A 21,872-nucleotide genomic window follows, 5' to 3' on the forward strand; every position below is an offset into this window, starting at 1 on the left:
ATGCGCCGGTTCTTGACACTCGTCAGCGGGGCCGCCGTGCTGGGCGCGGCCAGCCTCGGCGTCGTGATTGCATGGCCTGTCGGCAGTGCAGTGACTCCGATTGCAATAGAGGGCAATGTCGACCGGGGCGCATATCTGGCGCGCGCCAGTGGGTGCATTGCCTGTCATACCAATTTTGAAGCGGGCGGCGCACCACTTGCCGGAGGGGCGCCGCTCGAAACCCCGTTCGGAACGTTCTACCCGCCCAACCTGACGACAGACCCGGAACATGGCATGGGCGAATGGACGGCAGAACAGTTCGCAAAAGCCGTGCGGCAAGGCATCGGCCCCGATGGAACGCCGTACTATCCGTCTTTCCCGTACACCTTCTATGCGGATTTTTCTGATCAGGATATCGCTGACCTCTGGGCGGCGTTTCAAACCGTGCCGCCCGTGGACGAGCCTGCACCAGAAAATGATGTCAGCTTCCCATTCGACCAACGATGGGGGCTGAAGCTCTGGCGAGCGGCGTTCTTCTACGATCCGGATACCGAACCGATTGAAGGGCGAAGCGACGCATGGAATCGAGGACGGGAATTGGTGCGCGGTGCGGCACATTGCGGAGCCTGCCATACGCCGCGCAATCTTGCGGGAGGCCGCGATATCGGTGCTTCCTTTGCAGGCAACGCCCAGCTTCCCGGTGGCAGCAAGGCCCCCGCGATACGGCCAAAAGACCTGGTCAAAAATGACTGGACGGTTTCAAACCTCGCTTATGCGCTCCAGACCGGCATCACCCCTTCGGGCGATGCTTTCGGCGGCAGCATGGCGGAAGTGGTTCGCGAGGGAACTCGGTTTCTGACACCTGCCGATCGCGAAGCGATGGCGCTTTTCCTGCTGAACAAGGACACGGTCGAGGCGGAGAACCCCGCGTCGAACTAACACCACGCGGGGGCAACACGCCCCCGCTTTCTCGAGGATCGAAATGAGACAAACACGTCGGGATTTCTTGCGCCATGCAACACTGGCGGCCTGCGCGGCGGCCATCCCGCAGTCGGCTTTTGCCGCGACCCCGTTCGAGGACCTGATTGCCAAGGTTGCACGTCGACAGCTTCTTCCGGACACCTACCCGGAAACAGAGATCTGGGGCTATGACGGCCTCGTTCCGGCCCCGGAAATCAGGGTCACACAAGGCGATCGGGTGCGTCGCAGGTTTCGCAACGAGGTACCCGATCCCAGTTCGGTTCACTGGCACGGAATCCGGATCGACAACGCGATGGATGGCGTTTCAGGGCTGACCCAAGAGGCCGTAGCGCCGGGTGGAACCTTTGACTACGACTTCGTCGTACCGGACGCGGGCACCTATTGGTATCACGCGCATAATCGCTCATACGAGCAAGTCGCGCGTGGTCTGCGCGGTGCCTTGATCGTCGAAGAGGTCGATGGACCGGACATCGACCGCGAGGAAGTCATCGTTCTGGAGGACTGGTTGCTCGACCCTGAGAGCGGGCAGCTGTTCGACAATTTCGAACAGCCCATGATGATGAGCCACGGTGGACGTACCGGCAACTTTATCACGACCAACGGGCGCTATGACCTGACCTTGCCCGCGCAGCGCAACGAGCGCATTCGCTTGCGGATCATCAACGCAGCAAGCGCTCGAATTTTCCCGCTGAGGCTCTCTGGATTCAGTGGCTGGACGGTGGCCGTGGATGGAATGCCAACCGGCCAACCCCAGTCGGTTGACGGCGAGTTGATCCTCGGCCCGGCACAGCGCGTCGACTTAATTGTGGATGTGACCGAAGACGAAGGCGGCACCGCCCAATTGCTTCGCATCGGCGATGATGATCAACTGACCCCGTTGGTGAGTTTTCTGGTCAACGGCACAGCCAGTTCAGTACCAAGAGGCAAGCCACTGCCGTTGCCGCCGAACCCCGCGGCACACGCCCCGGACCTTGCCGATGCGCGTGATTTGCGACTGGTCATGTCCGGCGGGGCAATGGGGCGAATGCAGTCCGCATTGCTTGGCGGGGAACGTCTTGGATTCCGTCAGCTTGCCCAAGCGGGCAAATTCTGGGCCCTGAATGATGTCGCCGAAATGACCTACACGCCACTGGCCGATCTATCCCTGAACGAGCCGGTGCGCCTGAAGATCGAGAACCAGACCGTTTTCCCACATGCGATGCACCTGCACGGGATGCATTTCCGCGAGCTGCGCCCCGACGGCGCGTTCGGGCCGATGCGGGACACGATCCTGTTGGCCGGCAACGAGTCCCGGGAGATCGCCTTTACGGCAGACAATCCCGGCAAGTGGCTGTTCCATTGCCACATGCTCAGCCACGCCGCATCTGGCATGACAACCTGGATACGGGTCACATGAGATATCTCGTTTGGTCCCTTCCGATCACTGTCGCAGCAGCCGCCTTCACGTATTGGCTCTCGACCAGTGCATCCTCGGATGTCGGCAGCGCGTCCAGGGCGGAGAGCTACGACATCGAAGAAGGCGCGTTGCTCTACGCAGAAAACTGTGCGTCTTGTCATGGCGCGGGTCTGGAAGGCCAGCCGGAATGGCGAACGCCCGGCGCGGATGGGCGCCTGCCAGCACCACCACATGATGAGACGGGTCACACCTGGCATCATCCTGACAGCCTGCTCTTCGATTACACAAAACTGGGGGGTGCGGCGCTTCTGGCGCGTCAGGGCGTCGAATTCGACAGTGGCATGCCCGGTTTCGCAGACGTGCTGACCGACCAGCAAATTCACAACATCCTGGCCTTCATCCGGTCCACCTGGCCAGACCGCATCCGCGAAGTCCAGGCCGCGCGGACAGAAGCCGACGAACAACGGGGAGAGAACTAAAATGCGTTTCAGACAAGCCTTCACGACGGTCGCGATAGCTGCCTTGCTTCCGATACCGGCACTCGCGGACGAACTGTCAGAGTCCCGGGTCAAGGAACTTGTGCTCGAGGCAATCCGCGAGAACCCGGAGATTGTCATGGAGGCCGTGGCGATCCTCGAACAAAGGCAGGCGCAAGCGCAGGAGCTCAGTCAGGCCCAAGTTCTGAATGACCAGCGCGATCTGATCGAGAACGATCCGAATGCGCCGGTTCTCGGCAACCTGGAAGGGGACGTCACTGTTGTGGAATTTTTCGACTACAACTGTCCCTATTGTCGGCGGGTCAAACCCGAGGTGCGGGCTTTGATCGAAGACGATCCCAACATTCGCCTCGTCTATCGTGAATGGCCCATTCTCGGAGACGGATCGGTGTTTGCCGCGAAAGCGGCCTTGGCAGCGCGCAAGCAGGACAAATACGAAGAGTTTCACTGGGCAATGATGGGGCTGGAAGGCCGCGCGGAAGAGGCCTCCGTGCTGCGCGTGGCCGAGGAGATCGGCCTGGATATCGCGCAGTTGCGCAAGGACATGGAGGCCCCCGAGGTCGAAGAGCACATTGCGACCTCCATGCAACTGACCCAAGCTCTGGGCTTTAACGGCACGCCGTCTTTCGTGATCGGGGATGCGCTGGTCCCGGGCTTCGTCGAAAAGGCGCAGCTTGCCGACTTGGTCGAGGAAGCCCGCAAAGTCGAAGACTGAAATTCTGTGCCCGGACCACCCTTGGGTGGTCCAGGCACTGCATCAAGCGGCCGCAGGTTCCACGTTGTAGCCCGCATCCCGAATGATCGCTTGGACCTGATCGGCTGGTAACACGCTGTCGACATGCACCTGTCGGGCAGAAAGGTCACATTCTACGCCTGCATTCGGATCTGCGCTCTTCACCGCGCTTTCGATTGCTGCGGTGCAATGCCCACAGCTCATGTCCGGAACGCTGAACTTCATCGGAACCACTCCTTGATCTGATTTCTATCGGTGACATGGGGCTTCCCCCCGCTGGAAGGTCAAGTGAAGAAATTTATTTGGCGCCCTCCCATTGACCCTCCAGTAACTGGAAGCCTCATATTCCACTTCGAATGGAAAAACAGGTGACACATATGCCCGAACCCAAACAGATCAGCCTGCCGATCGAAGGCATGTCATGCGCGTCCTGCGTTGGCAGGGTCGATCGCGCATTGAATGCAATCGACGGCGTAGAGGATGTGTCGGTGAACCTTGCCTCGGAAACTGCTCGCATGAGCGTGGACGCGCTCAAGCGCATTCCCGACATCATCGAATCCCTTCGCGAGCTGGGCTACCCCGCGCGGAAGGCCAGGGCCGAACTCACGATTGCAGCGATGTCCTGTGCCTCTTGCGTCGGGCGGGTCGATAAGGCGCTTGCCGCGGTGCCCGGGGTGGTCGAGGTGAACGTCAACCTCGCCTCAGAGACGGCGACGGTCATTTACGTCGAAGGTCTTGTCACGACATCCGATCTGATCGAATCAAGCGGCGCGGCAGGGTATCCAGCAACCGTGGCAACGGCCCAGGCCGGTGACGACAGAGTTGCGCGCAAGGAGGAAGAGGCTCAGGCGCTTGCCAAACGGGTCACCTTTGCGGCCATCCTCGCCTTGCCGGTCTTCCTGATCGAAATGGGTGGCCACGTCATTCCGGCCGTTCATATGCTGATCGAGACCACGATTGGCCAGCAGACGAGTTGGCTTCTTCAGTTCGTGCTGACGACAATCGTTCTCTTCGGCCCGGGCCGGACGTTTTACACCAAGGGTTTCCCGGCCTTGTTCCGGGGTGCCCCCGACATGAACAGCCTCGTCGCGGTCGGCACCGGGGCGGCTTACCTTTATTCCGTGGTTGCGACATTCGTACCGTCGGTCCTGCCTGACACGCTGCGCACCGTCTATTTCGAGGCGGCAGCGGTCATCGTCGTTCTGATCCTTCTGGGGCGGTTTCTTGAAGCGCGCGCCAAGGGGAGAACGGGCGCGGCCATCCAGAAGCTATTAGGGCTTCAGGCGCGGACTGCACGCGTGATGCGGGACGGAGAAAGCGTCGAGATCGAGATCGATGCGCTGGTTCAGGGTGACATCGTCATCGTGCGCCCTGGTGAACGCATCGCGGTCGATGGCGAGGTCATCGAGGGGACCAGCCGCGTCGACGAAAGCATGCTGACAGGCGAGCCGATCCCCGCTGAAAAAGGTGCCGGAGATACGGTGACCGGCGGGACGGTCAACGGCGCCGGAAGCCTACAGTTCCTCGCCACGCGGGTCGGCGCCGACACGACCCTGGCGCAGATTATTCGCATGGTCGAAGAGGCCCAGGGCGCCAAACTGCCGATCCAGGGATTGGTCGACCGGATCACCTTGTGGTTCGTGCCTGCCGTGATGGCGATCGCGGCGGCGACCGTGCTGGTCTGGCTGTTTTTCGGGCCTGATCCGGCCCTGACGATGGCGCTGGTCGCCGGTGTGTCGGTGCTCATCATCGCGTGCCCCTGCGCGATGGGGCTTGCGACGCCGACCTCGATCATGGTCGGGACGGGACGTGCTGCGGAAATGGGTGTCCTGTTCCGTAAAGGTGACGCCTTGCAGCAACTTGATTCCGTTGATGTGGTCGCCCTCGACAAAACAGGCACGGTGACCGAGGGGCGACCCGCACTGACTGACCTTGTGCTGGCGGAAGGGTTCGATCGCCCAACAACGCTCTCGAAGATCGCTGCCGTGGAGTCGCTCTCCGAGCATCCTGTCGCGGACGCCATCGTGCGGGCCGCGCGGGCCGAGGGCGCACCTCTTGTGGCGGCCGAAGGCTTTCAATCGGTCACAGGTTACGGCGTGCGCGCCGTGGTCGAAGACGTGGAGGTGTTGGTTGGGGCCGACCGCTACATGGCGCGCGAAGGCATTGACGTCTCGGCATTGGCTCCAGAGGAAACGAAGATCGCAAGCAAGGGTCGCACGGCGCTTTACGCTGCCATAGATGGGCGTGTCGCCGCCGTGATCGGCGTGGCCGATCCGGTCAAACCGGCAAGCCGCGCAGCCATCGCAGCGCTGCACGAAAAGGGTCTTGCGGTTGCGATGATCACCGGCGACAAACGCGAAACCGCCGAAGCCATCGCCCGCGAAACCGGTATCGACCACGTCATCGCCGGCGTCCTGCCGGACGGCAAGGTTGCGGCGCTCGACAGTTTGCGCCAAGGGAACAAGCGCATCGCCTTTGTCGGCGACGGGATCAACGACGCCCCGGCGCTGGCGCATGCCGATGTGGGCATCGCCATTGGAACCGGCACCGATGTGGCCATCGAATCTGCGGATGTCGTCCTGATGTCGGGCGATTTGCGCGGCGTGGTGAACGCCTTCGAAGTATCGCGGCGGACCATGCGCAACATCCGGCAGAACCTGTTCTGGGCCTTTGCCTACAACGTGGCACTTATTCCGGTCGCTGCCGGGGTGCTTTATCCCGCCTTTGGGTTGCTCCTGTCACCAATCCTTGCGGCGGGTGCGATGGCGTTGTCCTCGGTGTTTGTCCTGACCAATGCCCTGCGGCTGCGGCGCATCGCGCCTGCGATGGACGAGCAGCGCGCAATCCCGGCAGAGCTGGCAGCCGCCACTCCTGCTCCAGCAGAATAACGGAGGTTCGACATGAACATCGGAGACGTTGCCCGACAATCGGGTGTGCCCCCAAAAACAATCCGCTACTACGAGGACATCGGGCTGATCCGCCCGAACCGTAGCGAGAACGGCTACCGCGCGTTCACCGAGAGCCACATTCACAAGCTGGCGTTTCTGGGTCGCGCACGGGCCTTGGGGTTCACCATCGAAGATTGCAGGACGCTCCTGTCGCTCTACGAGGATGAAAACCGCGAAAGCATGCAAGTGAAGGCGGTTGCGGAAGACCATCTGCGCCAGATCGAGGAAAAGATCGCGAAACTGCAATCCATGCGCGCGACGCTCGCCGAACTGGTGGAAAAATGTGCCGGGGATCACCGGCCCGACTGCCCCATCATCGAGGATCTGTCGCCGGAGCGGTTGGCCAAGTGACAGGCAAGAAGGGGCTGTACCTCAGAACCAGATCGCGCGGACCGGCATCCAGATACCCATGAAGATCATCATCAGGTTTTCCGTCAGCGAAATGAACCCCAGCGGGACGGAACTGTCACCGCCGACGCAGGCGCATTTCAGCTCTCTCTTGTCGATATAAACAGCCTTGAACACGCTGACAGCGCCGACCGTGCCGATAAACAGGGCGACAGGCGCCGAGAGCCACAGCAGCGCGCCGGCAGTCATCAGGACACCTGCCAACGCTTCGCCGAACGGGTAGACCTTGCCGTATCGCACCCATTTGCGCGCCAGCAGATCGTAGTTGAGGAACATCGTCGAAAACCCTTCGACATCCTGCAATTTCTGGATCGCGAGAATGGTCATGGACAGCGAAATGAACCATTCGAACCCCCGCAAGGTAAGGACCGACCCGTACTGGTGCCAAGACAGGCCCAATGCCAACAGCGCGGCAACGGAAAAGATCGCGATGACCGGCTGGTAGGTCGTGTCGCTTTGCTCTTCCTCGGGTGGGTCAATGTCGAAAAACACCCTGAGATCGTCGTAACCGCCGATCCGTTCGTCCCCGATGAAAGTCTGCGGCGTCGTCTCGACCCCGTGCTTCTCCATGAAAGCATCGGTGTCTTCACGGGTGTCAAGCGGATGGTCTTCCACCTCGAAGCCTTGCCGCTCCAGCAGGTCTTTCGATTTCAGACCGTAGGGGCAGACATGGCCCGGCATGACCATGCGATAAAGCTGCGCGGATTTACTGTCTGTGTCGCGGGGCATGTCCTTTCCTCCTTATCCGCTGCACGTAAGTTGACCACGGAACCCGGCTTCGTAGTCGGTTCCCGCGCTGACGATCAGATCGGTCAGGTCACCGTTCGTCTCTGCGATCTCGGCCGACAGCGGGCCTTCAGAAAATGCATTTTCGCCCTGCGCATTCAGGCGCACCAGATCACCGCTGATCTTCATTGCGGCGGCAGACCCTTCGCCGGTTTCACCAGTCACCAGTACAGCCGGACTGTCCGAGGTGTAAGCAAAGCGGCAATTTCCGCCATTCGGGAACACCGCAGCGATTTCGTCTTCCGTCAGAAACTCAGGATCGACCTTCGACACGACCTCCGTTTGAAGCGCCTGTTGCGCATCCACAACCTGCGCCGGCGTTTCGCTTCGCGTGGCCGATGCTTCGCCGTTTGCTCCAATGTCAGCAATAAGGTAGCGCATTTCGGCGATTTCCTTGTCCTGCGCATAGATAATGTCGTCTGCGAGCCCCCGGACGCGCGGGTCGGTGATCTCGGCACGAGTCGACGTCATGATGGCGATCGAGTGGTGCGGGATCATGGCGCGCATGTAGGACCTGTCCTGCACCGTGAATTGCCCGCGAACCAGCCAGAGGCTCGCCGCGAAAAGGACTATTGCGCCAACGAAAATCGCGATGTTGGCTTTGGTGTTCTGATACATGGACAACATGTACGCCAACATGATCACGGCCATGGTCGCCCCCATCAGGATGGCCATGTAAAGGCGTGTCTCCGAAAAGAAGATATGGCCCCAAAGATAGGTGTTCAGGTACATCAGAACGAACATGACCACGGTCGATGTTCCGATCATCATAAAGAATCGTGAGTAGTGCATTTCCAGTCACCTCCTTGCAGTTCTCTGTAAAACAACAACATTCCAGCGCTGGAGAGTTCCAAAAGCACGAATTTTCGTAGTTTCAAGGCAACAAAGGCGCGTCGTTTGCCCCGGTTCACGGCTTCTTTTCTTTGCCCCTGACGCGCACTGAATTTTCATGGGTCCGAGGAGATCGCGCCATGCAGAATTTCACGAGACGAGAATTGATTTGTGCCGGAGCGATGGGTTGCTTTCTGCCCACAACTGCCTGGGCCCACAAAGTCAAATTGCCCGAACGGTTCGAACCACAATTGGTAAACACCCGTCGTGGTGACTGGGTTAAAGGCGATGTCCACGTCGTTCCCGACGATTTTTTCCTTTATTTCATGCTCGAGGACGGGATGGCGATCCGCTACGGGGTCGGGGTAGGGCGCAAAGGTTTGTACGAACCCGGAGAGTTCACGGTAGCGCGCAAGGCCAAATGGCCATGGTGGCGGCCAACGAACGCCATGATCCGGCGCGAGCCACGCAAATACGCAAAGTACAAGGATGGACTGAAAGGCGGGCCAAACAACCCGCTCGGGGCCCGCGCGCTCTATCTCTACGATGCCGAGGGACGCGATACCTATCTTCGCATTCATGGAACGAACGCCCCGGAGACAATTGGGTCTGCCGTGTCGAATGGATGCGCGCGGTTGACGAATGAACATGTGAAGGATCTGTACGAACGCGTTGAAATCGGCGCCCGCGTCTTCCTGTATCCCAAAGTGACAACGGCGTGAGGAGTGTTCTGTCGCCTTGAAGTTCCTCTTCCGGAAATGGCACAAGTGCGGCAGTTGGCGAAAGCCAGTCTATCATTCATGAGGTGACGGAATTGTCTTTGAGCCGGAGGTCTTTCCTTGGCGGGATGACCGTTGCGCTGGCTGGTACCCGCTTGCCAGCAGCGACACACGAGTTGATCCTCGCGCCCCAATCGATCAAGGCGCACCTTGCTGGGTACGACGTGTCGATGTTGGGCTTCAACGGTGGTCTGCCGGGCCCAGAAGTCAGAATGCGACAAGGACAAACCGCCCGCATTACCCTCGATAACCGATTGGAGGAGGGCGCTCTCGTGCACTGGCATGGGTTGCGGGTTCCAAATCGGATGGATGGTGTCAACGTCCTCACTCAGGATGTGGTCATTCCGGGCGACTCGTATCGTTATCAATTCGGCGTCCCGGATGCCGGCACGTATTGGTATCACTCGCATTACCTGTCTTACGATCAGGTCAGCCGCGGTCTTTTCGGCGCCTTCATCGTCGAGGAGCAAAATGCGCCGGCTGTCGACCATGACATCGTTGTTCAGTTCTTCGATGTCTTGCTGGATCAGTCCGGGCAGTACGACGAAGCGTTCAACCCGGCCCACTTCGCAACCGAGGGCCGTATCGGCAATACGGTCACGGCACTTGTTTTCAATGGAACCGGCAAGACTGTGAAACGAGGCGACCGTCTGCGACTGCGTCTCATAAATCCCTCTATCGACAGGGTGTACCGTGTCGGCCTGGATGGTTTGATAGGCAAGATCGTTGCACTGGATGGCATGCCTCTGGCGCATCCTCGGACGCTCGAACCGATCCTTCTCGCTCCGGGGCAAAGATGCGATGTGATTGGTGATGCGACCGGGCCTATTAGATTCGACGACAGCTTTGGAGAACAGACGTTGAGCCTTGGCGAAATCGCTGTTTCCGGTTCCCGTGAGCCCGCGAAAGCGCCCATCACCGCATTGCCCGCCAACCGAATGCCCGCCCCGAAAGACCCCGGCCAAACCGCGGAGCTGGTGCTCCAGGGAGGTGCGGGAAGCGCGTCCCACAACGGCACAGGGACATGGGCGCTCAATGACGTATCCGGCCTGCCTCGAAGGCCTTTCCTATCCGCCGCGCAGGGGACGACCGCGCGCATTTCGATCCGCAACGAAACCGGGTTCCCACACGTCATGCATCTGCATGGCCACCATTTCTGGGAACTCGATGCGGCGGGTGAAGCCGGTCCATACCGGGACTCGACCTATCTGGATACCGGCGAGACGCGGGATATTCTCGTCGTCCTGGACAATCCGGGATCGTGGATGCTGCATTGCCACATGTTGAGCCACCAAGCCGACGGTATGGCAACGTGGATCAGAGTCGGCTGAGGGTCGAGACGGATACATACCGTTACAAATCTCTGAATGATAACAGGCCTTTCGCCGTTTACGTAACCTGACAAGCGAGAAACAGGTCCATCGACTGCCAATGGGAGCGTTCATTGACCCTGACACCAAAATCTCTCGGCATGACTGCGGCGGCAGGATCAGCCGCCTTGCTGTTGGGGGCCTTCGTTTTCCAGGCTCTTGGGTACGCGCCGTGCGCAATGTGCATCTGGCAACGCTACCCACACGCAATCGCCATTGGAATGGGCGCTCTGTTGCTCTTTGCTCTGCCGATTTTGCCAATCCTGATAATCGGTGCCCTGTCGGTACTCAGCACATCCGCGTTGGGAGTGTTTCATACCGGTGTCGAGCGCGGCTGGTGGGAGGGACCGACTTCTTGCACGGGATCCGGCCTCGATGTTTCCCAAATGTCGGTATCGGAATTGCTGCCCTCTGCCAGTTCAAATACGTCCAATCTTGTTCTGTGCAGTGAGGTTGTCTGGGAATTTCTGACGTTGTCCATGGCCAGTTGGAACGCGATCCTAAGCGGTGTCCTTGCTTGCCTCTGGTTGGTCGCGATCGCAAGACATCAAAAGGTTCGGTGGCATGGGGTCGCGGACGTTTCTTGAATCGTCCCGCATTCATCGAAAACAAACAAAGGGCTTCGCTTCATGGTTACAAGACGACACTTCCTTGCACTTTCCGGCTCGCTGTTTTCAGCGTCTCTGAGTTCGCCAGCATTCGCTAAGACCTGGCCGTCAACAGCCGAAAAAGCAGCTTGGGATGCGCAGATCACGCCCGCCAACTATGACCCGGCAACAACCAACCCATGGGGGCTGCATCCCAGGCTGCTGCCGCAACGCGTTTTGGCGAATGACGGTTTGCGCCCGGGTGACATTCACGTCGATGCGATCGCGCGCTATCTGTACCATATCGAGGAAGGTGGCACCGCGATGCGATACGGGGTGGCGATTGCCAAGGGCGATCTCTATGAACCCGGCACCTATACGATCCGCCGAAAGGTCGAATGGCCGCACTGGACGCCAACGCAGTCAATGATCGAACGCGATCCGGAGGCTTACGAGCGGTTTGCCGACGGTATGGAGCCCGGCCCCAACAATGCCTTGGGCAGCAGGGCTTTGTATCTATTCGTCGGAGATCGGGATACGTACCTTCGAATTCACGGAACGCCGAGCCCTCGCAGCATTGGCGGCCGGGCCAGTTCGGGATGCGTGCGCATGGTGATGGCCCACATCAATGATCTCTATCCGAATGTCGCTGTCGGATCGACGGCGTTCCTTTACTCGGCCGAAGACAGCGTTACCGCTCGAAGCTAACCTATTGCATCTTTGGCTCACACGCCGAGGACTGCGTCGTGCAGGGACATCTTCCAATGAATTGTTGGACGAACACTCACGGCTGTGTCGCAAGTGAACTTTCGAACTGTGCGATCGCTACGGATTTGTCGTCCTCATCGTTCTCGAACAGCTTTGTGGTTCGCACGCCCGGCAACTTGCCAAAATCCGCCATCAGGCGCTTTGGAAAAAATGTGCGTCCGATGGATTCAAATCCTGGTAATTGTCTGAGTACCGCGGAGGTACTGGCACTACAAAAACCGGAAGCGGCTGGGCCGCTGGCAATTGCAAGGCGCAAAGCCTGCTCCGCGACTTCGGGAGACACATCGATCTCTTGTATGACGACATGGTAGGTCTCGCGAGCATGAGCCCGCGCATAAAAATCGGCCACTTGTGGAGTAATGCCATAAAGCACATCTCCCCGTTCCGGTACAGCGCTCAGCCGGACCGTTCCTGCCGGATCGAAGATAACACGCTGCGACCCATTAATCATGACGCTGCTATGCGCACCCGCCCCGGACCTGTTGTTGATCATGGTGTACAACGTCAGCGCGGCCGGTCCATCGTGACGGTAGGATGCGCTACTGATGACTTCGGCTGAAGCATCCGGGCGCATGTCGTTTCCTGCACCGCACCCCGCCAAAATTACCAAGGTTAGAACTGAGAAAATGCGGTTCAAAAAGAGCACCCTGCAGCCTCCTGCCATGGGTTGAATGATTGAATTTTCGGGATATTCAGGGCCTCTAGCAATCTCGACATCAACTCTTCCGGATTTCACCTCTACCGAAACATGGGTTCGGTTTCGGTTGGTATACGGATCCTCGACACCTTTTTTTCTGGATATCGCATGTTTCAGATGAAGAGGAGCGTTCGCCCCGAATTGATTTGTCGCAATTTGTAACAGACCCCGCCTTTGTGACCTCGCGATACAAAACACCGGCTCGCGTGGCATTCCGCATCTGCAGGTGCCCCCCATATGCTGGGTATCGCAACACTGACACGAGGTGATCGAAATGAAACGCAACACTTTACTCGCTGCAATGACCCTGGCTGCAACCGCCCTTGGCGGTGCCGCATTCGCGGACGCCAACCACGGGCGTGGGGGACAATTTGGCGCCCAGAGCGGACCAGGCATGATGCAGAACGGTGGTCCCGGTATGATGGGGAACATGGGCGGAATGATGGACATGATGAAGCGCATGCACGGAAACATGATGGGCGCAGGCATGATGGGCGCAGGCATGGGCAGTGGTATGATGAGCCCAGGCATGGCTGGCGGCATGATGCAAATGTTCGACACTGATGGAGACGGCACAACGACGCCGGAAGAAATGCGCACGCAGCTGCAGGCCAAGCTTTCCGAGTTTGACAGCGACGGGGATGGAAGCCTCTCGATTACCGAGTTTGAAGCTCTCCACAGCGCGATGATCCGCGAAATGATGGTGGATCGCTTCCAACACCTCGATGCCGATGGCGACGGCGCGGTGACGCCGGAAGAGATGGCCGCTCCTGCCGATAGGATGGAGCGGATGCAGATGATGCGGTCGAATATGGCAGATGCGCCTGCGCGGCCTGGCAACGGTCAGGGCATGGGCAACGGCTCCATGATGCAGGACAACTGAGCCAATGGGTGCCGGTTTTTTTCCGGCACCCGTCCTCACAACCCCAAAACCATTCGCGGTCGGGACATTGAACCGAACCGCGACCTGAACCGTTTAGCCTCGGTATGCCAACAAATAGAGACACGGAAAGGAAAATTCCCATGGCCTATACCTATGATCGCGTCCTGAAAGACACCAAAATCGATGACGCAGAGATGCGTGTTCGGGATGCTTTGGCAGACAAGGGCTTCGGCGTTCTGACTGAGATTGACGTCAAAGCGACGATGAAAAAGAAACTTGATGCGGACATGCCGCCTTACCGCATCTTGGGGGCCTGTAATCCGGGCATGGCGCACAAAGCCATCGAGATCGAGCCTCGCATCGGTGCGATGCTTCCCTGCAATGTTATCCTGCGGCAACTGGACGGCGACACCGAGGTCAGCGCGGTCGATCCTGTCGCTTCGATGCAGGCGGTGCAGAACCAAGACCTGGACGCGGTCGCCGGCGAAGTCCGCGATCTCCTTCGGGACGCCCTCGACACCGCGTGATGGCGGGATGGGCGTTGGATGCCCTGTCGCAGATCGAGCGCCTTTAGCGGTGCTCGATCAATGCCATCTAATCCCCACGTAAATTCCTGATGAGGAACTCACCCAGTGCTGCCAGCGGGATTGCCATTTCCGGATATTGGAACCGACCTCTTCTCCTTCGACATCGGGGGGGTCACATTCGCACTCCGCTGGTACGCGCTAGCCTATATCTTCGGTATCCTGATTGGCTGGCGCATTTGTTCGAGTGCCATAAGCCGTCCCGCGCTCTGGACGTCAGCTGGACCGCCGCTTGACCGAACGCAGATCGAAGATCTTCTGACGTGGATCATCATCGGCGTGATTGCTGGTGGTCGCCTGGGCTTTGTACTGTTCTACCAGCCCGCATATTATCTCGCCAATCCCTTGGAAATTCTGATGGTCTGGCAAGGCGGCATGTCTTTCCACGGGGGGTTCGCGGGAGTTGTCATCGCGGCCTTGCTGTTCTGCCTTAGACAGAACGCGTCATTGCTCAGCACTGGCGACTTGCTGGCTTTGGCAACACCACCAGGCTTGTTTCTTGGAAGGCTGGCGAACTTCACCAACAATGAGTTGTGGGGGCGTCCAACGGACGTTCCCTGGGCGGTGATCTTTCCCGGCGAAGTCGCGCAGGCCTGCCCAGGGGTTAGCGGCCTCTGCGCCCGACACCCGTCCCAGCTGTACGAGGCGGTATTGGAGGGGCTCATTCTTGGAATACTGCTCATTTATCTCGCTTGGGGCCGGGGCTGGCTGAAAATGCCCGGTGCCTTGGCTGGCGTGTTTCTGACCGGCTATGGTCTTGCCCGAAGTTTCGTCGAGATGTTCCGGCAACCGGACCAACAATTTGTGACGGCGGACAACCCGATCGGCCATGCGCTTCATTTTGGTGAGTGGGGTTTGACCATGGGCCAGTTGCTCTCCATGCCAATGGCGCTGGTCGGGCTGGCGTTGATCGTGTTCGCCCGGCGGGAACGGGGCCGGACAGCGCCACCCCGCAGAGCCGCAATGTAATCGCCGTACTGATCTCTCTTGACCCTCCCGCGGATGGAAGCCCTAGGCAAGAGAAGCATTCTCGGAAAGGACCGCAAAATGAGCACTCCCGACAGTTCTGAAACCACAGCAGCTTCTTCGGTATTCGTTTGCCCCATGCACCCTGAGGTGCGGCAGGACGAGCCCGGCAATTGTCCGAAATGCGGGATGCACCTCGTGCCGGAATCGGAGCTCGAGGTCCATTCAGCACATGATCATCACGAACACCACGCGGGTGCCACGCCGGCCGATGGCCGATATGATCTGGTTCCTACAGGACATGATGGTCCCATTTTCACCTGCCCGATGCACCCTCAGGTGCGGCAGCCTGATCCGGGCGCGTGTCCGATCTGTGGTATGGGATTGGAACTGGAATCCGGTGTGCCGGGCGATGAAGGTCCAAATCCCGAACTGGTGGATTTCACACGGCGGTTCTGGGTCGGCACAGTCCTGACGATCCCGCTCCTTGTCCTCACGATGGGGCCATTCGTCGGTTTCCCCGCAGTCCGGACTTTTTTTGGCGAAAGCACCACACAATGGATCGAATTGATCCTGGCAACGCCAGTGGTCTTGTGGTGCGGCTGGCCGTTTCTGGAACGCGGATGGATTTCGTTCCGCACATTGAACCTCAACATGTTCTCCCTGATCGGCATGGGCGTTCTTGCCGCCTGGCTCTTCAGCGTCGTTGCCGTTCTCGCACCGGACATATTCCCTGATGGGTTCCGAGACTCCGAAGGCCATGTCGGCGTCTATTTCGAGGCGGCGGCGGTGATCGTGACGCTGGTGCTGCTCGGCCAGGTGATGGAACTACGCGCCCGCGAGGGGACCGGCAAGGCGATCCGCGCGCTTCTCGACATGGCGGCAAAGACCGCGCGGGTCATCCGGGACGACGGATCCGAGGAGGAAATCCCGCTGGAGGACGTGCAAGTCGGGGACCGGCTGCGCGTGCGGCCCGGTGACAAGGTGCCGGTCGATGGCGTGGTTCTGGACGGCCGGTCCTCGGTCGACGAAAGCATGATCTCCGGTGAACCCGTGCCGGTCGAGAAGACCGAGGGCGACCCGCTGACCGGCGCGACGATCAATGGCACCGGCAGTCTGGTGATGGAGGCGACGCGTGTCGGGTCCGACACGATGCTGGCTCAAATTGTCGAGATGGTGTCGAACGCGCAGCGCTCGCGCGCCCCGATCCAGAAATACGCCGACAAGGTGGCGGGATATTTCGTTCCGGCCGTCATCGGTATCGCGGTCCTGTCCTTCATCGCCTGGGCGATCTGGGGGCCCGCGCCTGCGCTTTCCTACGCATTGATTTCGGCGGTGGCGGTTCTGATCATCGCCTGTCCTTGTGCGCTTGGCCTGGCGACACCGATGTCGATCATGACAGCGACAGGACGGGGCGCTCAGGCAGGGGTGCTGATCAAGAACGCCGAGGCGCTGGAGCGGTTCGAGAAAGTCGATACCCTGATCGTCGACAAGACCGGCACGTTGACCGAAGGCAAGCCGCGGCTTGTCGACGTACTCCCGCAACCCGGCCACGACGAAGCCGAGGTCTTGCGTCTCGCCGCATCGCTTGAGCGCGGATCGGAGCACCCCTTGGCCGAAGCGATCGTCAGGGGTGCGGAGGAGCGAGATGTCAAAATGGACGAGGCACGGGACTTCGAGGCGGTCACTGGCAAGGGCGTCAAGGGGGTCGTTGACGGCAAAGCGGTCGCGCTCGGCAATTTGGCGATGATCCGCGAATTGGGGCTCGAGGCGGGCGCGTTGACCGCCAAGGCCAATGCCCGCCGCGACGAAGGCGAGACGGTCATGTTCGTTGTGCTGGATGGCGAGATCGCCGGTCTAGTTGCTGTCGCCGACCCAGTGAAGGAGACCACGCCAGAAGCCATCGAGGATCTGCATGAACTGGGGTTCCGCGTCATCATGGCGACCGGCGACAACGAACGCACGGCCAAGGCCATCGGCACGCGGCTCGGAATCGATGAGATCCGGGCCGACGTGCTGCCGGAGGACAAGGCGCGGATCATCCTTGAGTTGCAAGAGGCGGGCCACAAGGTCGCCATGGCCGGGGATGGCGTCAACGACGCCCCCGCGCTCGCGCAGGCCGATGTCGGCATCGCCATGGGCACCGGCGCCGATGTGGCCATCGAAAGCGCGGGCGTCACGCTGGTCAAGGGCAACCTTGATGGTATCGTGCGTGCGCGGCGGCTCGCCCGGGCCACGATGCGCAACATCCGCCAGAACCTGTTCTTCGCGCTGATCTACAACGCCTCCGGCGTGCCGGTCGCGGCGGGAGTTCTGTTTCCCTTCTTTGGCATCCTCATCAGTCCGATGTTTGCTGCCTTCGCCATGAGCGCGTCGTCAATCTCGGTGGTGCTCAATTCGCTGCGCCTTCGCGGCGTTCGTATCTAGAAGCGCGCAACAGCGTTCGGATGAACCAAAATTAAAAGGGGGCCATTTATGCAGAGCGAAAAAGAAACGTACCGCGAAAATTCCATCAGTCTGGGCGGAGCCGTTGCGATGGGGACAGGCGTGATGATCGGCGCTGGAATCTTTGCGTTGACGGGGCAAATCGCGCAGCTCGCCGGCCCGCTTTTCCCGCTTGCATTCATCGCCGGCGCGGTCGTCACAAGCTTCAGCGCCTACAGCTACATCAGGATGTCGAACAAATGGCCGTCCTCGGGTGGCATCGCCATGATCCTGCAGAAATGCTATGGCCCCGGAGCCATCGCGGGCGGGGCCGCACTGCTGATGGCGCTCAGCATGGTGATCGCGGAAAGCCTCGTCGCGCGAACCTTCGCCACCTATGTCCTGCGCCCTTTCGATATCGAAGGTGGCCCATTGGTCCCCGCTCTGGCTGTGGCCGTGATCGTTTTCGCCTTTTTGGTGAACATGGCCGGAAACCGCTCGGTCGGGCTGTTCTCGTTGATCATGGCCGCGATCAAGATCGGAGGCATAGCTCTGTTTGGCATCGCGGCCCTGTGGTCCAGTGGTTTTGCGTTCGCCGCGGCGTCCGAGACCTCACAATCCTACGGGCTCACGGGGTTCATCGCCTCTACGGCGCTGGCCATCCTTGCGTTCAAGGGATTCACCACGATCACCAACAGCGGAGCCGAGATCACTGAACCAAATCGCAATGTTGGCCGAGCGATCATGTTCTCTATCGGAATCTGCGTCGTCGTCTACCTGTTGGTCGCCTACGGGGTCGGTTCGAGTCTCACGATCGAGGAGATCATCTCAGCGCGTGACTATTCGCTGGCACAAGCGGCGCAGCCCGCCCTTGGACAAACCGGCTTCATACTCACGGTGATCCTGGCCGCTGTCGCAACGGCGTCCGGCGTTCTGGCCAGCGTCTTCGCGGTGTCGCGTATGCTGGCGATGCTGACCGACATGGAAATGATCCCGCACAGCCACTTCGGTATGCCAGGTCCCATCCAACGCCACACCCTGGTCTATACTGTCGTCATCGCCGCGACGTTGGCCGTGCTCTTTGATTTAGGCCGGATCGCATCCCTCGGTGCTTTCTTTTACCTCGTCATGGACATGATCATACATTGGGGCGTGTTCCGCTATCGTCGAGCAGACGTCGGCGCCTTCGGTATCGTGCTTTTGACTGCCCTGGCGCTCGATGCGATAGTACTGGCAGCTTTCACCGTGATGAAGCTTCAAAGCGACCCGATGATCGTTCTCTACGCCGCTGTCGGGATGATCGCTGTGTTCGCCTTCGAGCGCGTTTACTTGTCGCAATGGGTGGCACCGCAAGTCGCCCCCGCCCCCGCCCACGCCCACGGTGATTAGCCTGCCATCACCTGGCCTGAAGAGATGCGATGCCTTGTGCGCCGATCGTGATCAGCCCGACCGACAAGGCAAACGCAGCCAGGGCAAGCAGCATCACGCCCGTGTTCATGGGCAAGCGACGTACAACCGGTCCAAGAAATTCCGACCGCCCGAAAGCCGAGACGTAGAGCGGCAACGCGCTTATCATAGTCGCATAGAGGTAAACGCCGGAGATGTTCTCGAAAAACGCCGAACGCGCAAGAGTCGGGGATACAACCGCCAAAGCGGTTGAACGATTGCCGCCGAATGACCCGAACCAGTCGGCAGATAGAACGTATATCAGCACGTGGAGACCTGGAAAGAGAAGGGCTCTGAGCAAGACATCGACCAGCACGAAAAACGCCGTGTCTCTTGAGCCCGCCTTTGGTTGCTTTGTCATAGCGAAAAGGAAAAAACTGACATAGTTGACGGCAAAAACCACGGGCAAACCGTTGGTCGCAACCTGCCTTAGTAAGCGCATGAGTGCCGGTCCGCCGGCAGCAAGAGCCGGAGCAAAGCCCGGAGCCAGTAAGACGTAGAACAACAGGACCGGCAGTAATGCAGCGAAGCTGAACAGCAGGACATTTCTAACAAACTGAGCCGCGGGCATACTGATAGAGAAAAATCTATCCATTGAAATAGCCTGCCATGTGGGCACCACTAGGTCGATGATACGGGGCGTTGTTGCACAAGTCTGACGCCTCAGGATTCCCTTCGCGAACCCATGCTGTTAGCCGCATTCCATGAGCAACCCATCTCCCGCCCGCTATCGTACGACCAACTGGTCCAGCTACAACGCATCGCTGCGCAAGCGGGGGTCCCTGCTGATCTGGGTCGACGAAGACATCACTTGGCGCGCGCCCTCACCGCCGCCCTCCTAGCCGGCACGATATCATTTCTGTCCCCCTGCGTGCTACCTCTTGTGCCAGGTTATGTCTCCTACGTAACCGGGCGCACAGCCGCTGAGGGCGGGGTGGTCGGCGCTTCGCCGTCGCGCGCGGTCTGGCTGAGCCTGTGTTTTGTCCTCGGCTTCTCCACCATCTTCATGGGACTTGGCGCATCCGCGACTGCAATGGGTCAGGCCCTGCTTCGGTGGCGGTATGAACTCAACCTCGTTGGGGGCGGCATCATCATTTTCTTCGGGCTCTTCATGATAGGAGCCGCGCGTGTTTCGGTCATGGAACGCGACTTCCGATTCAATCTCAACATCCCCGGGGGCCAACCCGCTGCGTCCTATGTCCTCGGTCTTGCCTTCGGTTTCGGCTGGACTCCGTGCATCGGCCCGATCCTCGGCGCGATCCTGACAGCCAGTGCGGCGAGTGCCACGATGGGCGAAGGTATCATGCTGCTTGCCGTCTATTCCGCCGGCCTTGGAATACCGTTTCTGATCGTGGCCGGATTCACCGACCAGATCGCGGGACGGTTGCGGGCCATCGGCCGGGTTGGCCGCCGCCTCCACCAGCTTGCGGGCATAGTGATGATCTTGATGGGGCTGGCGATGATGACAGGGCAGTTGAGCGCGCTGTCATACTGGATGCTCGACGTATTTCCGGTTCTGGGACGGATCGGATAGCTCCATTAGTAGCAGCGTCTATTGATAACAGAAAATTTTCTTGAACCTCTAGTAGCTTTAGGAGTTAAGCCACCGACAAAGAACGGCACCATGGAGCAAGTTGCCAATAACGCCTCACTCCTTCCCGGGCGAACAACACTGCGTTCGGGGTAAGGTTCGGTTTGCCGTCCAATGCGTGAACGGAGCAATCTATATGCTGACAAGACGACATTTCATCCAGACGACCACCGCGCTGTTTTCGGCATCGATATCCAGCCCGCTCCTTGCAGACACGTGGCCTACCGATGCGCAGAAGGCAGCTTGGGACGCACAGGTTACACCTCCCGGCTACGACCCGGCCACGTCCAACCCTTGGGGCCTTCACCCTCGCTTCCTGCCACAGCGGGTCCTCGCGAAGGACGGACTTGTACCCGGTGATATCCATGTCGATGCTGTTGCGCGCTATCTCTACCACATCGAAGAAGGCGGCACGGCGATGCGCTATGGCGTGGCGATCGCGCGCGGTAAACTTTACGAACCGGGCACCTATACGATCAAGCGCAAGGTCAGGTGGCCGCATTGGCAGCCGACACAAAACATGATCGACCGCGACCCAGAGCTTTACGCCGATATCGCTGACGGTATGGAACCCGGACCTGAAAACGCGCTCGGATCGCGAGCCCTCTATCTCTTCGTCGGCGACCGAGACACCTATCTAAGGATTCACGGGACACCGTATCCAAGAAGCATTGGCGGCCGTGCGAGTTCCGGCTGCGTCCGAATGGTCATGGCACACATCAATGATCTCTATCCCAACGTCGAGATTGGCTCGACGGCATTCCTGTACTCGGCGGAAGACAGCGTCACCCCGAGAAGTTGACTGGCGCATCATGTGTTACGCGTGGGCTTGACGCATCTATGGGCTGATCAGGACTGGCGCGAAGTGCAGATGGGGTTGCCACCTGCCGAGCGTAGCGGAACCAAGGTGTTTTCCACCGGACCGCTGTGTTCATACCAATAACAGCCATCCTCGGGACGAAGCCGCGCCGTGGTGAGATCCTGACCAGGCGCAGCAAGGGCAATGACGGCCTCGGGAACACTTCCCACTTCGTTGCGAGCGCCGCCGTCGTCCAGCGTTGGCACCGCGCAGCCAGCAAGCACCAATGTCGCTGCGATAATCGGCGCGTTTCGTTTCTGCATGTCTACCTCACTCATTCTGATCGCTTCGTACCGGCAAGCGTTGCTCCAACCGCGTCGTTTCAAGGGGGCGGCTAGCTTCAAGCCTCCGCAGGGCGC

The 21,872-nt window shown here is 59.6% G+C and carries 23 protein-coding genes and 1 pseudogene; 18 read left to right on the forward strand and 6 right to left on the reverse strand.

Translation table 11 applies throughout. The features are described from left to right. Genes Q344_RS25840 through Q344_RS0121895 form a run of 4 tightly spaced genes read left to right on the forward strand, consistent with a single transcriptional unit; the run spans position 1 to position 3,568 of the window. On the forward strand, positions 1 to 918 hold the full coding sequence (locus Q344_RS25840; protein WP_007803405.1) for a c-type cytochrome: 918 nt from the start codon (positions 1 to 3) through the stop codon (positions 916 to 918). Positions 919 to 961: 43 nt separating this feature from the next. Continuing rightward, a complete protein-coding gene (locus Q344_RS0121885; RefSeq protein ID WP_007803406.1) occupies positions 962 to 2,356 on the forward strand; it encodes a multicopper oxidase family protein in 1,395 nt (464 codons plus the stop codon). Further along, on the forward strand, positions 2,353 to 2,835 hold the full coding sequence (locus Q344_RS24740) for a c-type cytochrome (RefSeq protein WP_007803408.1): 483 nt from the start codon (positions 2,353 to 2,355) through the stop codon (positions 2,833 to 2,835). Before Q344_RS0121885 ends, Q344_RS24740 begins: the two co-directional genes overlap by 4 nt. Before the next feature lies 1 nt (position 2,836). Further along, positions 2,837 to 3,568: a DsbA family protein gene (locus tag Q344_RS0121895; RefSeq protein ID WP_009807488.1), complete on the forward strand. Its 732-nt coding sequence runs from the start codon at positions 2,837 to 2,839 to the stop codon at positions 3,566 to 3,568. Between the two features lie 42 nt (positions 3,569 to 3,610). Here Q344_RS0121895 and Q344_RS25845 read toward each other — a convergent pair whose 3' ends face one another. Next, on the reverse strand, positions 3,611 to 3,811 hold the full coding sequence (locus Q344_RS25845) for a heavy-metal-associated domain-containing protein (RefSeq protein WP_007803412.1): 201 nt from the start codon (positions 3,809 to 3,811) through the stop codon (positions 3,611 to 3,613). A gap of 152 nt (positions 3,812 to 3,963) precedes the next feature. Here Q344_RS25845 and Q344_RS0121900 point away from each other — a divergent pair, with 152 nt between their 5' ends. Next, on the forward strand, positions 3,964 to 6,474 hold the full coding sequence (locus Q344_RS0121900; protein ID WP_007803414.1) for a heavy metal translocating P-type ATPase: 2,511 nt from the start codon (positions 3,964 to 3,966) through the stop codon (positions 6,472 to 6,474). Positions 6,475 to 6,486: 12 nt separating this feature from the next. Next, positions 6,487 to 6,885 (forward strand): Cu(I)-responsive transcriptional regulator, encoded by a 399-nt coding sequence (gene cueR / locus Q344_RS0121905; RefSeq protein WP_007803416.1) that lies wholly within the window; start codon positions 6,487 to 6,489, stop codon positions 6,883 to 6,885. A gap of 21 nt (positions 6,886 to 6,906) precedes the next feature. Here cueR and Q344_RS0121910 read toward each other — a convergent pair whose 3' ends face one another. Next, positions 6,907 to 7,671 carry a MauE/DoxX family redox-associated membrane protein gene (locus Q344_RS0121910; RefSeq protein WP_012187037.1) on the reverse strand — a complete coding sequence of 255 codons (765 nt, stop codon included), beginning with the start codon at positions 7,669 to 7,671 and terminating at the stop codon, positions 6,907 to 6,909. 12 nt (positions 7,672 to 7,683) lie between these two features. After that, positions 7,684 to 8,520 carry a DUF305 domain-containing protein gene (locus tag Q344_RS0121915; RefSeq protein WP_012187184.1) on the reverse strand — a complete coding sequence of 279 codons (837 nt, stop codon included), beginning with the start codon at positions 8,518 to 8,520 and terminating at the stop codon, positions 7,684 to 7,686. Between the two features lie 179 nt (positions 8,521 to 8,699). Here Q344_RS0121915 and Q344_RS26735 point away from each other — a divergent pair, with 179 nt between their 5' ends. The 4 genes from Q344_RS26735 to Q344_RS0121925 all read left to right on the forward strand — a co-directional run bounded on the left by Q344_RS26735 (position 8,700) and on the right by Q344_RS0121925 (position 12,003). Beyond that, positions 8,700 to 9,281, forward strand: coding sequence for a L,D-transpeptidase (locus tag Q344_RS26735; RefSeq protein WP_012187183.1), 582 nt, complete (start codon positions 8,700 to 8,702; stop codon positions 9,279 to 9,281). A gap of 125 nt (positions 9,282 to 9,406) precedes the next feature. Next, positions 9,407 to 10,669, forward strand: coding sequence for a multicopper oxidase family protein (locus tag Q344_RS0121920; protein WP_007803424.1), 1,263 nt, complete (start codon positions 9,407 to 9,409; stop codon positions 10,667 to 10,669). A 113-nt stretch (positions 10,670 to 10,782) separates the two neighbouring features. Beyond that, entirely contained in the window at positions 10,783 to 11,295 is a 513-nt protein-coding gene (locus Q344_RS25855) for a disulfide bond formation protein B (protein ID WP_012187181.1), read from the forward strand. 42 nt (positions 11,296 to 11,337) lie between these two features. Next, positions 11,338 to 12,003, forward strand: a complete 666-nt coding sequence (locus Q344_RS0121925; protein ID WP_012187180.1) for a L,D-transpeptidase — start codon at positions 11,338 to 11,340, stop codon at positions 12,001 to 12,003. Between the two features lie 76 nt (positions 12,004 to 12,079). Here Q344_RS0121925 and Q344_RS25860 read toward each other — a convergent pair whose 3' ends face one another. After that, positions 12,080 to 12,637, reverse strand: coding sequence for a hypothetical protein (locus Q344_RS25860; protein WP_012187179.1), 558 nt, complete (start codon positions 12,635 to 12,637; stop codon positions 12,080 to 12,082). Positions 12,638 to 13,034: 397 nt separating this feature from the next. On the opposite strand from Q344_RS25860, the gene Q344_RS24745 reads away from it, so the two are divergent. The 5 genes from Q344_RS24745 to Q344_RS0121950 all read left to right on the forward strand — a co-directional run bounded on the left by Q344_RS24745 (position 13,035) and on the right by Q344_RS0121950 (position 19,006). Next, positions 13,035 to 13,643 carry an EF-hand domain-containing protein gene (locus tag Q344_RS24745; RefSeq protein ID WP_012187178.1) on the forward strand — a complete coding sequence of 203 codons (609 nt, stop codon included), beginning with the start codon at positions 13,035 to 13,037 and terminating at the stop codon, positions 13,641 to 13,643. Between the two features lie 140 nt (positions 13,644 to 13,783). Next, the gene (locus tag Q344_RS0121935; protein WP_007803435.1) at positions 13,784 to 14,170 is read left to right on the forward strand and encodes a DUF302 domain-containing protein; all 387 of its coding nucleotides are present in this window, start codon (positions 13,784 to 13,786) and stop codon (positions 14,168 to 14,170) included. Between the two features lie 105 nt (positions 14,171 to 14,275). Beyond that, positions 14,276 to 15,196 (forward strand): prolipoprotein diacylglyceryl transferase, encoded by a 921-nt coding sequence (gene lgt, locus Q344_RS0121940; protein WP_007803438.1) that lies wholly within the window; start codon positions 14,276 to 14,278, stop codon positions 15,194 to 15,196. Between the two features lie 78 nt (positions 15,197 to 15,274). Next, positions 15,275 to 17,620, forward strand: a complete 2,346-nt coding sequence (locus Q344_RS0121945) for a copper-transporting P-type ATPase (RefSeq protein WP_012187177.1) — start codon at positions 15,275 to 15,277, stop codon at positions 17,618 to 17,620. 48 nt (positions 17,621 to 17,668) lie between these two features. Next, the gene (locus tag Q344_RS0121950; protein WP_007803442.1) at positions 17,669 to 19,006 is read left to right on the forward strand and encodes an APC family permease; all 1,338 of its coding nucleotides are present in this window, start codon (positions 17,669 to 17,671) and stop codon (positions 19,004 to 19,006) included. 7 nt (positions 19,007 to 19,013) lie between these two features. Here Q344_RS0121950 and Q344_RS0121955 read toward each other — a convergent pair whose 3' ends face one another. After that, the gene (locus Q344_RS0121955) at positions 19,014 to 19,658 is read right to left on the reverse strand and encodes a hypothetical protein (protein ID WP_007803445.1); all 645 of its coding nucleotides are present in this window, start codon (positions 19,656 to 19,658) and stop codon (positions 19,014 to 19,016) included. A gap of 109 nt (positions 19,659 to 19,767) precedes the next feature. Between Q344_RS0121955 and Q344_RS26235 the strand changes: the two are divergent. The 3 genes and pseudogenes from Q344_RS26235 to Q344_RS0121965 form a co-directional block, all read left to right on the forward strand. Further along, positions 19,768 to 19,887, forward strand: a pseudogene (locus Q344_RS26235) (IS5/IS1182 family transposase); the annotation flags it as partial. Beyond that, on the forward strand, positions 19,875 to 20,597 hold the full coding sequence (locus Q344_RS0121960; RefSeq protein WP_007803446.1) for a cytochrome c biogenesis CcdA family protein: 723 nt from the start codon (positions 19,875 to 19,877) through the stop codon (positions 20,595 to 20,597). The pseudogene Q344_RS26235 and the gene Q344_RS0121960, both read left to right, overlap by 13 nt. Positions 20,598 to 20,790: 193 nt before the next feature. Beyond that, the gene (locus tag Q344_RS0121965; protein ID WP_007803448.1) at positions 20,791 to 21,456 is read left to right on the forward strand and encodes a L,D-transpeptidase; all 666 of its coding nucleotides are present in this window, start codon (positions 20,791 to 20,793) and stop codon (positions 21,454 to 21,456) included. A gap of 47 nt (positions 21,457 to 21,503) precedes the next feature. Here Q344_RS0121965 and Q344_RS25865 read toward each other — a convergent pair whose 3' ends face one another. Further along, positions 21,504 to 21,791: a hypothetical protein gene (locus Q344_RS25865; RefSeq protein ID WP_369817429.1), complete on the reverse strand. Its 288-nt coding sequence runs from the start codon at positions 21,789 to 21,791 to the stop codon at positions 21,504 to 21,506. Positions 21,792 to 21,872: the final 81 nt, after the last annotated feature.

The organism is Pseudooceanicola nanhaiensis DSM 18065, from assembly GCF_000688295.1.
Lineage (GTDB): Bacteria > Pseudomonadota > Alphaproteobacteria > Rhodobacterales > Rhodobacteraceae > Pseudooceanicola > Pseudooceanicola nanhaiensis.

Excerpts from the sequence above, each read along its gene's own strand:
- Q344_RS25840 (WP_007803405.1), top strand. The coding sequence starts at position 1 with ATGCGCCGGTTCTTGACACTCGTCAGCGGGGCCGCCGTGCTGGGCGCG.
- Q344_RS0121885 (WP_007803406.1), top strand. The coding sequence starts at position 962 with ATGAGACAAACACGTCGGGATTTCTTGCGCCATGCAACACTGGCGGCC.
- Q344_RS24740 (WP_007803408.1), top strand. The coding sequence starts at position 2,353 with ATGAGATATCTCGTTTGGTCCCTTCCGATCACTGTCGCAGCAGCCGCC.
- Q344_RS0121895 (WP_009807488.1), top strand. The coding sequence starts at position 2,837 with ATGCGTTTCAGACAAGCCTTCACGACGGTCGCGATAGCTGCCTTGCTT.
- Q344_RS25845 (WP_007803412.1), bottom strand. The coding sequence starts at position 3,811 with ATGAAGTTCAGCGTTCCGGACATGAGCTGTGGGCATTGCACCGCAGCA.
- Q344_RS0121900 (WP_007803414.1), top strand. The coding sequence starts at position 3,964 with ATGCCCGAACCCAAACAGATCAGCCTGCCGATCGAAGGCATGTCATGC.
- cueR (WP_007803416.1), top strand. The coding sequence starts at position 6,487 with ATGAACATCGGAGACGTTGCCCGACAATCGGGTGTGCCCCCAAAAACA.
- Q344_RS0121910 (WP_012187037.1), bottom strand. The coding sequence starts at position 7,671 with ATGCCCCGCGACACAGACAGTAAATCCGCGCAGCTTTATCGCATGGTC.
- Q344_RS0121915 (WP_012187184.1), bottom strand. The coding sequence starts at position 8,520 with ATGCACTACTCACGATTCTTTATGATGATCGGAACATCGACCGTGGTC.
- Q344_RS26735 (WP_012187183.1), top strand. The coding sequence starts at position 8,700 with ATGCAGAATTTCACGAGACGAGAATTGATTTGTGCCGGAGCGATGGGT.
- Q344_RS0121920 (WP_007803424.1), top strand. The coding sequence starts at position 9,407 with ATGACCGTTGCGCTGGCTGGTACCCGCTTGCCAGCAGCGACACACGAG.
- Q344_RS0121925 (WP_012187180.1), top strand. The coding sequence starts at position 11,338 with ATGGTTACAAGACGACACTTCCTTGCACTTTCCGGCTCGCTGTTTTCA.
- Q344_RS25860 (WP_012187179.1), bottom strand. The coding sequence starts at position 12,637 with ATGCGCCCGGATGCTTCAGCCGAAGTCATCAGTAGCGCATCCTACCGT.
- Q344_RS24745 (WP_012187178.1), top strand. The coding sequence starts at position 13,035 with ATGAAACGCAACACTTTACTCGCTGCAATGACCCTGGCTGCAACCGCC.
- Q344_RS0121935 (WP_007803435.1), top strand. The coding sequence starts at position 13,784 with ATGGCCTATACCTATGATCGCGTCCTGAAAGACACCAAAATCGATGAC.
- Q344_RS0121945 (WP_012187177.1), top strand. The coding sequence starts at position 15,275 with ATGAGCACTCCCGACAGTTCTGAAACCACAGCAGCTTCTTCGGTATTC.
- Q344_RS0121950 (WP_007803442.1), top strand. The coding sequence starts at position 17,669 with ATGCAGAGCGAAAAAGAAACGTACCGCGAAAATTCCATCAGTCTGGGC.
- Q344_RS0121955 (WP_007803445.1), bottom strand. The coding sequence starts at position 19,658 with ATGGATAGATTTTTCTCTATCAGTATGCCCGCGGCTCAGTTTGTTAGA.
- Q344_RS0121965 (WP_007803448.1), top strand. The coding sequence starts at position 20,791 with ATGCTGACAAGACGACATTTCATCCAGACGACCACCGCGCTGTTTTCG.
- Q344_RS25865 (WP_369817429.1), bottom strand. The coding sequence starts at position 21,791 with ATGAGTGAGGTAGACATGCAGAAACGAAACGCGCCGATTATCGCAGCG.